At 43.9% G+C, this 15,642-nt stretch carries 14 protein-coding genes; 5 read left to right on the forward strand and 9 right to left on the reverse strand.

Features of this window, described 5'->3' with window-relative positions; genetic code table 11:
• The first annotated feature begins 66 nt into the window (after positions 1-66).
• Complete coding sequence (locus ACYTXU_RS09020; protein WP_462209400.1) at positions 67-2,136, forward strand: EAL domain-containing protein; 2,070 nt, start codon at positions 67-69, stop codon at positions 2,134-2,136.
• A gap of 18 nt (positions 2,137-2,154) precedes the next feature.
• Here the strand turns inward: ACYTXU_RS09020 and serB are convergent, their stop codons facing one another.
• The gene (gene serB, locus ACYTXU_RS09025) at positions 2,155-3,042 is read right to left on the reverse strand and encodes a phosphoserine phosphatase SerB (RefSeq protein WP_462206360.1); all 888 of its coding nucleotides are present in this window, start codon (positions 3,040-3,042) and stop codon (positions 2,155-2,157) included.
• A gap of 120 nt (positions 3,043-3,162) precedes the next feature.
• Between serB and ACYTXU_RS09030 the strand changes: the two genes are divergently transcribed.
• Positions 3,163-4,257 (forward strand): hypothetical protein, encoded by a 1,095-nt coding sequence (locus tag ACYTXU_RS09030; protein ID WP_462206361.1) that lies wholly within the window; start codon positions 3,163-3,165, stop codon positions 4,255-4,257.
• A 93-nt stretch (positions 4,258-4,350) separates the two neighbouring features.
• On the opposite strand, the gene parC is transcribed toward ACYTXU_RS09030, so the two are convergent.
• The 5 genes from parC to ACYTXU_RS09055 form a co-directional block, all read right to left on the reverse strand.
• On the reverse strand, positions 4,351-6,591 hold the full coding sequence (gene parC / locus ACYTXU_RS09035; protein WP_462209401.1) for a DNA topoisomerase IV subunit A: 2,241 nt from the start codon (positions 6,589-6,591) through the stop codon (positions 4,351-4,353).
• Between the two features lie 27 nt (positions 6,592-6,618).
• On the reverse strand, positions 6,619-8,508 hold the full coding sequence (gene parE, locus ACYTXU_RS09040) for a DNA topoisomerase IV subunit B (protein WP_462206362.1): 1,890 nt from the start codon (positions 8,506-8,508) through the stop codon (positions 6,619-6,621).
• Positions 8,509-8,656: 148 nt separating this feature from the next.
• Entirely contained in the window at positions 8,657-9,439 is a 783-nt protein-coding gene (cpdA, locus tag ACYTXU_RS09045) for a 3',5'-cyclic-AMP phosphodiesterase (protein ID WP_462206364.1), read from the reverse strand.
• An 81-nt stretch (positions 9,440-9,520) separates the two neighbouring features.
• The gene (locus tag ACYTXU_RS09050) at positions 9,521-9,997 is read right to left on the reverse strand and encodes a DUF1249 domain-containing protein (protein ID WP_462206365.1); all 477 of its coding nucleotides are present in this window, start codon (positions 9,995-9,997) and stop codon (positions 9,521-9,523) included.
• Positions 9,998-10,030: 33 nt separating this feature from the next.
• A complete protein-coding gene (locus ACYTXU_RS09055) occupies positions 10,031-10,660 on the reverse strand; it encodes an NUDIX domain-containing protein (protein WP_462206366.1) in 630 nt (209 codons plus the stop codon).
• A gap of 183 nt (positions 10,661-10,843) precedes the next feature.
• Between ACYTXU_RS09055 and ACYTXU_RS09060 the strand changes: the two genes are divergently transcribed.
• Positions 10,844-11,512 carry a protein-L-isoaspartate O-methyltransferase family protein gene (locus ACYTXU_RS09060; protein ID WP_462206367.1) on the forward strand — a complete coding sequence of 223 codons (669 nt, stop codon included), beginning with the start codon at positions 10,844-10,846 and terminating at the stop codon, positions 11,510-11,512.
• A gap of 60 nt (positions 11,513-11,572) precedes the next feature.
• Positions 11,573-12,946 carry a TolC family outer membrane protein gene (locus ACYTXU_RS09065; RefSeq protein ID WP_462206368.1) on the forward strand — a complete coding sequence of 458 codons (1,374 nt, stop codon included), beginning with the start codon at positions 11,573-11,575 and terminating at the stop codon, positions 12,944-12,946.
• 44 nt (positions 12,947-12,990) lie between these two features.
• On the opposite strand, the gene waaA is transcribed toward ACYTXU_RS09065, so the two are convergent.
• From waaA to ACYTXU_RS09080, 3 genes are read right to left on the reverse strand one after another with little or no spacing between them, the layout of a single operon-like run.
• The gene (gene waaA, locus ACYTXU_RS09070) at positions 12,991-14,238 is read right to left on the reverse strand and encodes a lipid IV(A) 3-deoxy-D-manno-octulosonic acid transferase (protein ID WP_462206370.1); all 1,248 of its coding nucleotides are present in this window, start codon (positions 14,236-14,238) and stop codon (positions 12,991-12,993) included.
• Positions 14,239-14,277: 39 nt separating this feature from the next.
• The gene (locus ACYTXU_RS09075) at positions 14,278-14,571 is read right to left on the reverse strand and encodes an RnfH family protein (protein WP_462206371.1); all 294 of its coding nucleotides are present in this window, start codon (positions 14,569-14,571) and stop codon (positions 14,278-14,280) included.
• Positions 14,571-15,002 (reverse strand): type II toxin-antitoxin system RatA family toxin, encoded by a 432-nt coding sequence (locus ACYTXU_RS09080; protein WP_462206373.1) that lies wholly within the window; start codon positions 15,000-15,002, stop codon positions 14,571-14,573. The genes ACYTXU_RS09075 and ACYTXU_RS09080 overlap by 1 nt, the downstream gene beginning before the upstream one ends.
• 140 nt (positions 15,003-15,142) lie before the next feature.
• Between ACYTXU_RS09080 and smpB the strand changes: the two genes are divergently transcribed.
• Positions 15,143-15,616, forward strand: a complete 474-nt coding sequence (gene smpB / locus ACYTXU_RS09085; RefSeq protein ID WP_462206374.1) for an SsrA-binding protein SmpB — start codon at positions 15,143-15,145, stop codon at positions 15,614-15,616.
• Positions 15,617-15,642 lie beyond the last annotated feature (26 nt).

Consider the following 15,642-nt stretch of genomic DNA (forward strand, 5'->3'; position numbering starts at 1 on the left):
TGCAGTTAAATCATTTTCAAGTAAAAGCAGATAACATAAGGGATCCTCAAGGTAACTCGATTCGTGATGACAAAACAGAGCAATAATTCACCCATAAACACCCTGATTTTCTCAGCCTCGGCCAATGACAGCGAGCAGCTTGCCAGTCATTTAAAAAACCAGGGGCTTCCAATCCGCCATCAGGTTGTTGCTAATAGCGAGCAATTAAAAGCTGCTATTGATGAAAAACAATGGCAACAGGCTCTCTTATTGGATGAGCTTGATAACTTGCCCATCCAACAAGCATTAACTTTGCTTAATAGCCAAAAACAACCAGTACCGGCAATCCTTTTAAGCAGTAATTATTCAGAGCAACAACGTTTCGACGCAATTACCAAAGGCCTTAAGGACTGCATTCCCAGCAGTGCTAAAGATTTACTGACTCTGCTTATTAAGCGTGAACAGCAGCTGGTTAACGCTGAAGCTAAATTAGTTGCGTCCAGCAAAATGGTTTCGGAAACAAGCAAACGAAACCAATTACTGTTAGAAAGTTCAAAAGATGCTATCGCTTACATTCATGATGGAATGCATATCTACACCAATCCAACATACCTTGAGCGTTTTGGTTATGAAGAGGATGATATTATTGTCATGACCATCATGGATCTGATTGATTCTGAAGATACTGACAAAATCAAGTCACTGCTTAAAGAGCAAGCTAAGAGCGGTGAAGAAGTCAGCCAGGTGCTCAAAGGCAAAAATGCTAACGGTGAGACATTTGAAGCAGACTTTATTGTTTCCTCAGCAGTTTATGACGATGAGCAATGTGTACAACTGGTTGTTCGTGAGGTCAGCGATCAAACGGAACTTCTTAAAAAATTAAAAGAAGTCAGTGAGATTGACCAGGTAACTGGGCTTCTTAATCGTCCAGCATTTATGGACAGATTAGAAGATATTACCAATAAGTCGCGCGACACCAAAATCGATACCGTGCTTTATCTGGTTGAGATAGACAAGTTCTCAAAATACCGCTCTGAATACGGGATTGCAGCCTGTGATGACTTACTAAAAGATGTTGCCGACTGGATGAAGGCACACGTTAGCGATAAAGCTATCGTTGCTCGAATCAGCGATAGTAGCTTCGGCATCATTTCGTTTGGAAAAGGAATGTCTGCTAGCGAACTACCGAAGAAATTACTATCTGAAATTGGTTCACACCTTTTTGAGGTATCAGAACAAACCCTACACCTTACCTTCAGTATTGGCGGCGTAACCTGTCATGACAATGATCTTGAGCCTGACAAGCTGGTACTCCATGCTACAGCAGTCAGCCATAAGGTTCAGGACAATGGTGGTAATGGTTATGAGTTGTTCAATCCTTCAATTGATAGCTTATTAACCGACGAAGAAAAAGTCTTGTATGATGAGTTCGCCCAGGCCAGAGACGAAGGTCATATGACCCTCTTCTATCAACCTATGATGAGCCTGCAAGGGAGTCCTGATCAGCAATATATCTGCTACTTCCGCTACAAGATGCAAGATGGCAAGTGGGGCCTTGGTAAGGGTATATTTCCAATCTTCGAGAAGGTTGGTATTGATGCGGATATTGATAAAATCACATTCACCCATAGTTTGAAGATGCTTGCAAAGGAAAAAGCCGAAGGCAAATCAACCAAATTATTTCTGACGCTGCACCCCAATACATTATTGAGGGAAGATGCCAGCCGTTGGGTTCGCCAAAGCATTGCAAAATCGGGAATTGACAGTAAAAGTTTAATTCTAACGCTTAAGAGTCACTTTGCTGCGACCTACCTGAAAAAAGCTATTGAACTAAAAGATGTGTTTAATAAAGACGGTATTCAATTCTGTCTATCCGGTGTGCAAGCGAATGAATTAGAGCTTATTCAATCCGTTCGTCCTAACTACGTGGCTTTTGATGGACGCATGATTGAAGTATTGAAAGAACAAGGCACTGACAAGATAGCACCCCTGATAACAGCAGCCCATAATGTTCAAGCTAAAGCGATTATTACCAACCTGGAAGAGGCCTCATCGTTAGCGCAAATTTGGCCACTGGGCGTAGACTTTGTCACGGGTAACTATATCTCGAAACCAATGTCCAAACTGAACTATGACTTTGCTGATAACGATTTTTAAGTAACAGCGCTTACAAGCTTAGTCGTTATGCTTATGTCGCTGCTCAATCATGGGCAGCAATGCTATCAAACTGTCCAAGTAACCTACATTTAACACACAATCAGCCGACTTACCCAAAGTCGGCTTTGCTTTATAAGCAACACCAATTCCAGCCTCTTGCAGCATCTTTAAATCATTGGCACCGTCTCCCACGGCAATACAATGCTTGTCAAGCAAACCACCTGCTTCTGCCCACTCTTTTAAACTACGGGCTTTCACATCAGCATTAACAATCGGATGCTCCACTTCCCCAGTTAAGACTCCATTATCATCCATTAATCGATTAGCTTTAATCTGTAAAAAAGGAAGCCGATTGGCGAGCGTTTCTGCAAAAGGCATAAAACCACCGGAAGCAATTGCAATAGCACCTTTTTGCTTAACAAAAAAGTGACAAAATGACTCAACCCCAGGGTTAAACACTAGCTGACTCTTGACTACCTCGATCGCCTCCATCGATAACCCCTCGAGTTGCTTTACCCTTTGTTCCAAGCTTTGATTAAAATCAAGCTCACCACGCATAGCGGCTTCAGTAATGTTCGCTACTTCCTCACCAACCCCAGCCTGTACCGCCAGCTCATCTATAACCTCTATGGGAATCAAAGTGGAATCCATGTCAAACACAGCTAACTTAAATGGACCATATGACCTACCCACAGGCAGTAAACAATAGTCAAAGCGATGGACCAAGCTGTGCTCATAAAATGTAGACTTTAAAATGCTCTCAGAACCAGAAATCCTATATATGGCAATGGCTGAAGATTGAGTGCTTTCCTGAGTAAATGACTCTAATAAACCTGCATCTAGCAGTGGGTTAAGTGTGTATTCAGTGTTTTGTTGATTAAATAGATATAAATAATAGTCAGACATAAAAGGCTTCTGATTGGTTATCACAATAGAGACGATTCTATTCAGATAAAAAAACTATGGTATATTAACCCTCAAGAAAAGCCCACGGTAATTTATAGAATAAGGGATATTGGCATCAAATTGACATTATTCAAAAGCGCTAACACACAGGCACTGTTTTTTTCTGCTATCATTCTTGCTATTTCCAGTAGCCTGTTACATTTGTGGCTCACAGAGCAGCAGTATCAGCAGCAACAGAATTATATTAATAGCTATACTGAAATGCTAACTACAGCATCATCCAGTCAGTTGGGGAGTTTTATTCATACCGAGGATAAAGACTCGATAGAAGCTGTTGCCAAGGGCCTGTATGAGAACGATAGCATTTATAAAGTAACCATCTACCAACGTGATGGTAGCTTGATGTCCAATATGGAAGCAGATGAAATACCCAGCGACTTACGCTCTGTTGTCGCCGATATTTATTATCAGGATGAGAAGAATGGTTATTTAACCCTGTATTTCAGCCCCACCGCTCAAGCCTCTCTTATCTCACAAGCTGTTGCCCAGCCCATCATGATATGGATTATTAGCGGATTTAGCTGGGTGATTCTGTTATTCGTGCTATCTTTCAGAAATATTCGCAAGAGGTGGAAAAGTCGTAAACCCAAAGACCAATCCAGCGTAACCGGCAAAGAACCACCCAGTCAAAACCAATTGCTACGCCAACTCCTCAAGCATAGTAATGGTAAAAAAGAGCAGCAGGGTGGTGGCAGCCAATATGTCATTAAAGCCAATTGGGAACGTCTTGATGAACAAGCCACCCATCAGCTATTAACCGTTTTTAATCGCTGGCTGCCCAAAAACAAGATTTATTTTTTAAGCTTTAAACACTCTTTACTCATCCTGGGCAAAGATTCGCATAGGCTAGAGTCAAATCAATTAATACAGCTGCAGGTTCTGGCAAGAGCCATGAGACAACTCAAGCTTGAGCCTGTAATATTAATTCACAACCTAAATTTTGACCGTGATATCTATGAAACCTTTTTTGAAGTGATTGAGCCCGGAATCTGGTTGGAGTCGGATGTCAAACATCAGTCATTTATAGATAGTGAAGAACATATTGAGCTTGAGGTAGAATCAATCGGTGCAGTTGAGTTAACCCGGGTGCCTGATATCGAAGCACAGCAACGAAGTGGCATAGAGCGACAAGCCCGCTTCCTGCTAGGCAGTTAACTTATGGGGTTAACCAAACACAAACAAAAGGCCATCAGAAGATGGCCTTTTGTTTTTCCATGGATACTACAGTGTTACATACAGCGCGAATGCCTAAACTTTGCCGTCCACTTCGATACGCTCCACTCGCTGAAATCCGCGCGGTAGTTTATGGCCTCGACGACCTCGCTCACCTCGATAATGCTCCAGATCTTTTGGCTTCAGTGTGAGGTGACGTTTTCCTGAGTGGATCACCAAACTATCTTCTTCACTGATCGCCACCACAGCGACCATAAACTCTTCTCGTAGTTTTAGTTTCGCGGTTGGGATGCTAATGATTTTATTCCCCTTACCCTTTGCCAGCTCCGGCAAATCGGTTAGCGGGAAAACCAGCATTCGACCTTCATTAGACACAGCAACACAGAACTGGCTTGCTGGATCAGTAACAGTGCAAGGCTTAATAACCTTAGAGCCTGAAGGAAGATTCAAAAAGGCTTTGCCGTTTCGAGTCTTGGTCACCAAATCACTAAATTTAGCAACAAACCCATAGCCTGCATCAGTTGCGAACAGGAACCTATCATCGTCCTCTCCCATTAAAGTTGCCATAAACTCAGCGCCGGCAATAGGGTTAACCCTACCAGTTACAGGCTCGCCTAAGCCACGTGCAGATGGCAATGTATTGGCTAACAATGAGAAAGTTCTTCCAGTTGAATCAAGGAACACAGCGTATTGATTACTTTTACCTTGTGCTGAATCTAGGTACTTGTCGCCGGAGCGATAATTCATGCCCACAGCATCGACATCATGACCTTTAGCACAACGTACCCAACCCTTTTCGGAAAGAATCACAGTTACTGGCTCAGTCGGTAGCAATTCAGTTTCAGATAGCGCTTTGGCTTCCTTACGCTCTACAATCGGTGAGCGACGCTCATCGCCATATTGCTCGATAACTTCTTCAATCTCTTTCTTAATCAATGTTTTCATGCGCTGCTTTGAGCCAAGCGTTAGCTGCAACCAGTCCGCTTCATCTTCAAGCTCAGACTGCTCGCCTTTGATTTTCATCTCTTCAAGCTTTGCCAAATGGCGTAACTTCAACTCAAGAATGGATTCTGCCTGACGATCCGATAAATCAAAACGCTCCATTAATTTTGGCTTTGGTTTATCTTCAGTTCGAATAATATGAATCACTTCATCGATGTTCAGATAAGCAATCAATAAGCCATCCAAGATATGCAACCGGTCCATCACTTTATCTAAGCGATGCTGCAAACGACGGCGAACTGTTTCGTGGCGGAACTCAAGCCACTCCTTCAGCATCACACGCAGGTTTTTCACTTGTGGCCTGCCGTCGATACCAATCATGTTCATGTTAACGCGATAGGTACGCTCCAGATCGGTCGTTGCAAACAGGTGACGCATCAACTCTTCCACATCAACTCGGTTGGAACGAGGCTCTATCACCAAACGAGTCGGGTTTTCGTGATCAGACTCGTCACGTAAATCGCTAACCATCGGCAATTTCTTGGCCTGCATTTGGGCAGCAATTTGTTCAAGAATTTTAGATCCAGACGCCTGATGTGGCAGCGAGGTAATAACAATATCACCCTCTTCTTTCTCAAAGCGTGCTCGCATCCGAATCGAGCCACGCCCTTTTTCATACAGCTCAAGTATTTCAGACCTTGGCGTAATAATTTCTGCATCAGTCGGGAAGTCTGGCCCTTGTATAAACTCTAATAAGTCTGGCAACTCAGCTTTAGGATTTTCCAATAGATGAACACACGCTTTGCCCACCTCTGCTAAATTGTGTGGCGGAATGTCCGTAGCCATGCCAACCGCAATACCGGTGGTGCCATTAAGCAGAAGGTTCGGGATACGCGCAGGCAACACTTCCGGCTCATCCATCGTGCCGTCAAAATTAGCCGTCCAGTTGACCGTGCCATGCCCCAGCTCACTGAGCAACAGTTCAGCATAAGCTGCTAAACGTGATTCGGTGTAACGCATGGCCGCGAATGATTTAGGATCATCCGGAGCCCCCCAGTTACCTTGACCGTCGACCAATGGGTAACGATAGGAAAAGGGCTGCGCCATCAAAACCATGGCTTCATAACAGGCCGAATCACCATGCGGGTGAAACTTACCTAACACGTCACCAACAGTACGCGCGGACTTTTTATATTTTGCTGTTGCCTTTAAGCCCAGCTCGCTCATCGCATAAACAATACGACGCTGGACGGGTTTCAAGCCATCGCCGATATGCGGCAAGGCACGATCCATGATCACATACATGGAGTAATTCAAATAAGCCTGTTCGGTAAATTCCGCCAGCGACCTTTTCTCAATACCTTCGTAATTCATTTCTTCCACGACAGTTCACTTCTCGTTTTAAATTTCTGCTTTATTGCCTTTCAGCTCCAACCATTCTTTACGGTCAGAAGCACGTTTTTTCGACAACAACATATCCATAATATGCTCGGCCTCACCATCACCACCTAAGGTTAACTGCACCAAACGGCGAGTTTCGCGGGCCATAGTAGTTTCACGCAATTGCTTAGGGTTCATTTCACCCAAACCTTTAAAGCGCTGAACCTGAATTTTGCCACGCTTGTTCTCTGCTTTAATGCGATCCAATAAGCCCTGCTTTTCATCTTCATCCAGGGCATAAAAAACTTCTTTGCCCACATCAATACGATACAACGGCGGCATGGCGACAAACACATGGCCAGCACGCACTAATGGCCTGAAATGACGAACAAACAGAGCACACAGCAAAGTGGCGATATGCAGACCATCGGAGTCAGCGTCCGCTAAAATACAGACTTTGCCATACCTGAGTTTGCTTAAATCATCAGAACTTGGATCCAGACCAATCGCTACCGAAATATCGTGCACTTCCTGTGAAGCCAGAATCTGATTGGAATCCACCTCCCAGGTATTCAGGATTTTGCCGCGTAATGGCATGATTGCCTGATATTCTTTATCGCGTGCTTGCTTGGCTGAACCTCCCGCTGAGTCACCCTCTACCAGAAACAGCTCACTGCTCATGGCATCGGTGCCTGCACAATCGGCTAACTTGCCCGGTAACGCAGGGCCTTGTGTGACTTTTTTACGCACGATTTTCTTGCTTGCGCGCATCCGCTTGTGTGCATTGCTGATCGCACGCTCGGCGAGTGCATCGCCAATCACGGGGTTCTGGTTGAGCCACAAACTAAATGCATCTTTGACCACACCCGCAACAAAGGTAGCGCATTGACGAGACGATAAACGCTCTTTAGTCTGGCCTGAGAACTGGGGGTCATCCAGCTTGACCGATAGCACATAACTGATGCGATCCCACACGTCTTCGGCACTTAACTTAACACCGCGCGGTAATAAATTTCTGAATTCACAGAACTCACGCATGGCATCTAATAAGCCATTACGCAAACCATTGACGTGTGTGCCGCCTTGCGGCGTTGGAATCAGGTTGACGTAACTTTCTGCCAGGCATTCACCACCTTCCGGCAACCACATGAACGCCCAATCCACCGTTTCAGCTTCTCCCTGCAAAGAGCCAGTGAAAGGCTCTTCAGGTAATCTTTCAAAGCCACCCGCCTGCTCTAACAAATAAGCCGTTAAGCCATCTTCATACAACCATTCATCCTGCTCGCCTGCAGTCTTGTTATCAAAGACCACCTTTAAGCCAGGACATAGAATCGCTTTAGCTTTTAGAAGATGCTTAAGACGTGAGATTGAGAATTTTTCGCTATCGAAGTATTTGCTGTCCGGCCAGAATTTAACACTGGTTCCGGTATTGCGCTTGCCAACTTCACCAACCACTTCCAGATCTTTAACTTTAAAGCCATCTTCAAAGGCCATGAAGTATTGACTACCATCGCGCTTAACTGTCACTTCAACACGTTTCGACAAGGCGTTAACTACCGAGATACCGACACCATGCAAGCCACCTGAAAACTGGTAGTTTTTATTCGAAAACTTACCGCCTGCATGCAGTTTGCACATAATGAGTTCGACGCCCGGGATACCTTCTTCTGGATGAATATCAACCGGCATACCACGCCCGTCATCCTCAACCTCAAGGCTGCCATCTTTGTGTAAAGTCACCTTAATGGTTTTTGCATGTCCTGCTAAAGCTTCATCCACACTGTTATCGATCACCTCTTGTCCAAGATGATTAGGACGGCTGGTGTCGGTATACATACCGGGACGTTTTTTAACTGGATCAAGGCCGCTGAGAACCTCAATGGATTCAGCTGTATATTGATTATTCGCCATAAGTAAATTATTGATTTTGTGTTAGGAGAGTCAAATTGACTCAATATATTGTTATTCGGCTCTTATCCTATAAAGGCCGATCAGCAAGTGCAAGTAAAATTATTGAATGGTGTAAGGTGCTTTCAACAGAGACTAATTAAGCCGCTGATTAATAGCCAGAAATGGCAAAATTCACATTGGGTAAATAATGGTCAACCCGATAATGCTGCTTATCAATCGCCCCATCAGCATGACATTGATAGACTGCGTAGCCAGGAGTTTCTCCACTAGCAGCAAAGTCAGCTGAATGGCGTTTAAACTGAACACAGGTAGAAGGAACCGAGCAATAGACGGCATTATCAATTTTATACTCGGAGAATTGATGAACATGACCAAAGCCACATAGTTTCACTTGAGGATGCTCGGTCACTAACTCCAACAGATCGTCTTTATTACTGACACCAATTTCATCCAGCCAGTCACTGCCCACCGGAACCGGGTGGTGGTGCATATAGATCATGGTAGGTAAATCAGAGTTTTGTTCCAGGCAACGTCGAGCCCACTCAAGCTCAGATTGATCTATCTGACCATGAACTTCGTCTTCAATGTGACTCGCGACCATTAAAATCTGCCAATGATCGGTAAGAATTTGTTTATGGTTAAACAAGGGGGCTTCGGATAGAAAGTTGGCTAAGTACTCAACTTCGTCATGGTTGCCTGCGAGCGTAAAGACTGGCTTACCAAATTTAGCCATCTGCTTGGCAAAGAACTGATAGGAGGCTTTTGAATAGTCCTGGGAAATATCACCGGTGACGATAATCACGTCAGGATCGATAGCTCGCGCACGGATATCATCCAATACAGCGCAGAAACTTTCTTGTGTATTAACACCCAGCAGACTACCTTGGTCATCAGCAAACAAATGCGGATCTGAAAGGTGTAAAACAGTCATTTCAGGTCGCCCAATAAATAGGCGTTTGCAGTCGTAAGTCAAATCAATCTCCTATCTGTTATTAGTATTATCGCTTATATGCTATTGCAAAAACGCTAAGTGGGTCGTATTCGCAGTGTGAGATTGACCAAATTGTAGACAAAAGTTAAGCCATTCCCCCAAGAATCGATTCAATTGGAGCTTTTCATCGGGCTGTTTCATCTCGATATTGGGGTAGATATAGACAGGAGGTAGCATTCCTTCATTCAATCCTGACAAGACTTCGGCCATCTGGGCATCGTGGTATAGACGAACCAGGAATTCACGATTGACAGCCGCAGCATAGGGCGCCGAGCTATCGCAATACTGGCTCAAGCGATAGGTAGCAGTGTAACGACTCATTTGTTCCAGTGTTATTGTCACATCAGGTTGCTTTTCAACGCTCAGGTAAATCCCGTCAAACTCATGGCACAGTGACTCCCCAGCACTACCAATCAGTTTATTCAACTTAAGGTAGTTGCTGGCGCACAATGCCATAAACTCTTTCAGGTCCGGAACATATTTTCTTGCTAAAGGCATAAGCACCCATTAATAATCAATTATCTGTCCATGCTACGAGGGTCTGTTGACCCTTTCATCAGCAAGCTCCAGTTGCTGCTCATTCAATAAAAACCATTGGATGGCAATCAAAGCCATAGCATTACTAATACCGCCATTAGCCAGAAGTTGCAACATTTCTTGTCGCGACACTGCTAACACCTTGATATCTTCATGCTCACCATCCAAACCGGCATAGTCTACCAAGTTTGAGCTATCAACCAAACCCAGAAATAAATCCACATATTCCGTGCTACCACCTGGACTGACCCAGTAGCCCGGCATATCAATCAGTTTTTCGATGGTACAGCCGGCTTCTTCTTCTGCTTCTCGATGCGCTACCTGATGCGGCTCTTCTCCTTCTTCAACCATGCCGGCAATAATTTCCAGCAACCAGGGTGAGTCTTTATCTTTAAGGGAACCGGGGCGACACTGTTCAATCATGACAAAGCGATCAAGGCTTGGATCGAATAACAAGACACCAACTGCATTTCCACGCTCGAAAATTTCACGTTGAATGATTGGGCTCCAGTCACCTGCATACTGTCGATGGCGATAAATATATTTCTTCATACTGAAAAATCCCTGATAGAGATTTTCAGTCTTAATCATCTCAACATCATCTGGCCCAAATTGTTTTTTCAACTTCGCCACCTTTGATTGTTTAAAAACTGTGTTAGTAGAAGTGGCTAATGTAGCACCAACCATAGCCCAACCCAAGTCTGACCTTAGTCATCAACACGGTTAGCACTTCATAATCTGTTACACTTACTGTATTGTTTGAAATACCAATAATTACTATGCTTTAGCCAACCAAGAGAGGTGTCCATGGAGCAGCCGATATTTGATTTGGAACAGGCTCGACAAAACATGGTTGAACAGCAAATCCGTCCATGGAATGTGCTGGATAACCAGTTACTCGATTTGATTTCAGGCTTACCCCGCGACAGATTTGTACCCGAAGAATTTCGCTCACTGGCTTATGCCGACACGCAAATTTCAATCGGACATAGTCAATGCATGATGCCTCCTCGCGAAGAAGCTCGAATGTTACAGGCATTGCGCATACAACCCAGTGATGTGGTATTAGAAATTGGCACTGGTACAGGTTATTGTACTGCCTTAATGGCGCAATTGGCCCATAAAGTCTATAGCGTCGACATAGTTGGTGAATTTATTGAGCAAGCACAAGCTCGGACTTTGGAGCTTGGCCTTGAGAATATTGAGTTTGAAGAAGGCGATGCGGCGACTGGATGGCCACATTACAAGCCTTACGATGTTATCGCAATAACGGGTAGCTTTTATAAATTACCAAAAACATTCAAGCGTCATTTACCCATTGGTGGTCGTCTGTTTTGCATTGTAGGTCAAGAACCCGCAATGAAAGCAAAATTGATTACGCGAACAGGTGAGGATGAATGGCATGAAGAAATTTTATTTGAAACAGTTTTGCCTTATTTGATTAATGCAAAGCGCGCTGAACAATTTGAATTCTAGTTACAAGACAAAAGTAATAAGACCTCAGTACTTTTAAAACAATTAATGTTGGAATATGGTATGAAACCCACGCTAAAAATTAAACTGGTCGCTCTTGCAGTGCTATCAATGAGTAGCTTAACGACACATGCAAATACCGACCTCCTGGATGTCTATCAGGATGCACTGAAAAATGACCCGCAGTATAAAATCAGTGAAGCAAACTTACGAGCGACTGAACAAGGCGTACGCATTAATCGCTCAGGCCTGTTACCGCAAGTTAGTGCTTCTGCTATAAAAGGGAGAAGCGACTATGACTATTCAGGTCAAGGACTTGATGGTAGCCCTTCTGATCCTTTCAACAATGCAGTTGACTCAACAACTTACCGAGTACAGCTCAATCAATCGTTGTTTGATTGGAGCCTTTGGGTTGCCTTAGAGCAAGCCGAGATGCGAGTCAGAGTGGCGGAGTTAAACCATGCAGCCAATTTGCAGAATCTAATGACTCGCACAGCGCAGGCTTACTTTCAAACACTGAGTCGCAAAGAAGTATTAGAAGCTACCTCTTCCGAAAAAAGAGCTCTACAAAAGCAACTGGATTTAACCAGGGAACAATTTGAGTCTGGCCTCTCAACCGCAACTGATTTTTTAGACGCACAAGCTAATTTTGATCAGGCCCAAGTCAGTGAGCTGGTTGCTGAGAATGAATATAATAATGCCAAGGAAACCTTGCGCGAAATTACCGGTCAATATTATGCTGAGCTCGAAGCAACAGGCAATGACATCACTTTAACACCTCCAACACCAGCAAATATTGACGACTGGATGCGAGCGGCACGAGAAGCTAACCTGAGCTTAAAAGCTAAACAATTTGAGGTGAGAGTTGCTCGGGAAGAAGTGAAACGTAATCGTAGCGGCCATTATCCCACTGCTAATTTCAACGTTACTTATTCTGATCAGGAAACCGATACCGACCGTTTCTTTCCAGTTCAAAATATTGAGCAAAACACTTTGAATATGCAGGACGGTTATCAAGCGGGGATCACCGTTACCATTCCTCTATTCTCAGGATTTAGAACTTCAGCTCAAACTGAGCAAGCCAGGCAGAACTACTTGCGTACAACCCACGAGCTTGATCAGAGTGATCGATTGGTTCAAAAAAATGCTCGAACGGCCTACACCAATCTGCAAACAGCTATTAAATCATTTGAAGCCAATAAGCGTGCTTATGAATCAAGCCTAAGTTCACTTGAGTCAACCCAAGAGGGTTATCAGGCTGGTACCCGCAATATAGTTGATGTTTTAATTGCTACACGAGGAGCCTACTCTTCCCAACGTAATATGATTCGTGCGAAGTATGATTACCTCATCAGCAGTTTACAACTCAAAGCAGCGGCCGGAACTTTAACTGAGCAGGATTTAAAGATAGTTAACAATTGGTTAGAGCAATTCTAAACCGAACAACTTCATGTCGGTGTTATTGAGTAGCATCTTAATTACTACAGATACGATTCAATAACGCTGACCGTTTTATCTAATGCACCACGATTGGTGTTTATGACTACAGCAGCCTTAGAACCCATACTTTCTGCGTTCGACTTGCTTTCAAACAATTGAATGACAGCAGCGACCAACTCTTGCTGATCAGCTACCATCTGCGCGCCCCCGGCTTCAATTAAATCACCAAAAATTTCATTAAAATTGAAAATATGGGGTCCCGTTAAAACAGGCTTAGCTAATACGGCAGGTTCTATCGGGTTATGACCACCAATTTCTGCAAAGCTACCAGCGACCAAAGCAAGGTCTGAAATATTAAACGCCTGCATTAGCTCCCCCATCGTATCACCAAGTAAAACCTCAGCACTTTTGCACCAGGTATTAGGTTTCGAACGACGTGAAAGCTTAAAGCCAAAATCAGTAATAAGTCCCGCCACAGAATCAAAACGTTCTGGATGGCGAGGAACCAAAATCAAACGTGCTTGAGGAACTTTTTCACGAACTTTCTGATGTGCTTTCAGTACCAGCTCATCCTCACCCTTGTGAGTACTGGCAGCAATCCATACTGGCAATCCTTTCCAGTCAGGATAATAAGAGTGATCGGCAAACTGCGGAAGATCAATGTCAAATTTGATATTACCCGTCACCACCACGTTTTCAGCAGGCAACCCTAATCCTTTATAACGCTCAGCATCAGATTGATTTACAGCCAGAATTGCTCTGAATGACTCCATCATCTCTAATGCTAATGAGGACACTTTTTGATATTTTCTTGCCGAACGTTCGGACATGCGAGCATTCGCTAAAATGACTGGGATGTTGTTTTTCTTTAATTGGTGCAACCAGTTTGGCCACAACTCAGTTTCCATGATCACCAGTAATCGAGGTTTAGCACGGCGAATAAAGCGCTTGATGGTTCCCGGCAAATCACAGGGCGAATAATGATGTTTAACCCTGTCACCTAAACCGTTATGAATTTGTCGAGCACCTGTTGGAGTCGTAGTGGTTACGATAACATTGAGATCAGGATATTTAGCGAGAAGTTTTTTGATGATGGCGATAGCAGCATTCGACTCTCCCATTGAAACGGCATGAAACCAGATACTGCTTTTTTCTTCTTTATTGACAATGCCGAAGCGCTCGCGCAAGGGTTCTCGGTACTGTGGGGGCTTAAAACTTTTGTAGACCCAGCGTAGACACAGCAAAGGTGCAGCGAGGATATATAACAATGTATAAAGATAACGTACCAAGTAACTGTCTTCCTTATTGACTAAGGTCTTTTGACCTTATTATGTTTTATTTTTTTGTGCTCTTTGCTTACGAACTTCTTTAGGGTCTGCAATTAAAGGCCGATAAATTTCAACTCTATCCCCGTTGTGTAATGTATCCGTTAGCTTAGCCAGCTTACTGAAGATCCCAACCCTGTTTCGAGCGAGGTCAATCTCAGGATGTAACTCAAGTATGCCAGACTGATGGATAATGTCTTCAATGGTAGCTGACACCTCAACTTCTAACGACAATAATGTCTGTTTATCCGGCAAAGCATAGCAAACTTCTACTGTAATCTTATCGTCGGTTACCATTATGTATAGACCTTTCTTGCTCGCTTTGAGAAAGCATCCACAAAAGATTCTGCCATTTGATTAAATACAGCACCAAAAGCCAGATTAGCAAGGGGGTTAGAAAATTCAAACTTGACCACCAGCTCAATTTTACAGGCAGACTCGCTCAACTCATCAAAAGTCCATTGCCCCGACAAATGTTTGAATGGCCCCATTACCAGTTCCATAGCAATACTATTATAAGGCTGGTTTGTATTGCGTGTGGTAAACTCTTTAGCGAAACCGCCCTTTGCCACCGACAGAGTAGCGGTCACTGTATTCTCAGTTCTCTCAAGAACCTTGGCTTCATTGCAATTTGGCAAGAACTCAGGATATTTTTCGATATCATCTACTAAATCAAACATCTGTTTTGCCGAAAAGGGTAAAAGCGCTTGTCGCCGAATGGTTTTCATTGCCAAAAAAGCTAGTTATCAGGTTTAAAAGTGCGGCAATTGTAACACTGCCCTCCCCTTAAATACCAACTATTGAGCAATGGCAGCCAGACACCTATAATGCGGTCTAACTTTGCAACAACCTTGACACAGGATTAACCTTGGCTAAGAAAAAGGGCAAACCATCCGGCAATACGATTGCGCTTAATAAGCGTGCACGCCATGACTACTTTATCGAAGATACCTTCGAAGCAGGTCTGGTCTTGCAGGGCTGGGAAGTGAAAAGCATTCGTGCAGGCAAAGTTAACCTGGCGGAGAGCTATGTTTTACTCAAAGACGGTGAAGCATTCCTTTTTGGCTGCCACATAACACCACTAACCACTGCTTCAACCCACGTCATTGCAGATCCAACACGAACTCGAAAGCTATTGTTACACGACCGTGAGCTAGCCCAGCTATTTCGTGGAGTTGATCAGCAAGGCTACACCGTAGTTACTTTAGCCATGTACTGGAAGCAGCATCGTGTTAAATTGGAAATTGGCCTTGCCAAAGGTAAAAAAATGCATGATAAGCGCGCAACTGAAAAAGAACGCGAATGGAATAAAACTAAAGAACGGATCCTGAAGCGCCACTAAAGGCTATTCCTACAATCTTAAAATCC

This window comes from Kangiella sp. M94, from assembly GCF_054926195.1.

What these genes read in the sequence shown, in the direction of transcription:
- ACYTXU_RS09075 (WP_462206371.1), bottom strand. Translation starts at nt 14,571, where the DNA reads ATGGTAACCGACGATAAGATTACAGTAGAAGTTTGCTATGCTTTGCCG.
- cpdA (WP_462206364.1), bottom strand. Translation starts at nt 9,439, where the DNA reads ATGACTGTTTTACACCTTTCAGATCCGCATTTGTTTGCTGATGACCAA.
- ACYTXU_RS09020 (WP_462209400.1), top strand. Translation starts at nt 67, where the DNA reads ATGACAAAACAGAGCAATAATTCACCCATAAACACCCTGATTTTCTCA.
- ACYTXU_RS09080 (WP_462206373.1), bottom strand. Translation starts at nt 15,002, where the DNA reads ATGAAAACCATTCGGCGACAAGCGCTTTTACCCTTTTCGGCAAAACAG.
- ACYTXU_RS09050 (WP_462206365.1), bottom strand. Translation starts at nt 9,997, where the DNA reads ATGCCTTTAGCAAGAAAATATGTTCCGGACCTGAAAGAGTTTATGGCA.
- ACYTXU_RS09060 (WP_462206367.1), top strand. Translation starts at nt 10,844, where the DNA reads ATGGAGCAGCCGATATTTGATTTGGAACAGGCTCGACAAAACATGGTT.
- parE (WP_462206362.1), bottom strand. Translation starts at nt 8,508, where the DNA reads ATGGCGAATAATCAATATACAGCTGAATCCATTGAGGTTCTCAGCGGC.
- parC (WP_462209401.1), bottom strand. Translation starts at nt 6,591, where the DNA reads ATGAATTACGAAGGTATTGAGAAAAGGTCGCTGGCGGAATTTACCGAA.
- serB (WP_462206360.1), bottom strand. Translation starts at nt 3,042, where the DNA reads ATGTCTGACTATTATTTATATCTATTTAATCAACAAAACACTGAATAC.
- ACYTXU_RS09065 (WP_462206368.1), top strand. Translation starts at nt 11,573, where the DNA reads ATGAAACCCACGCTAAAAATTAAACTGGTCGCTCTTGCAGTGCTATCA.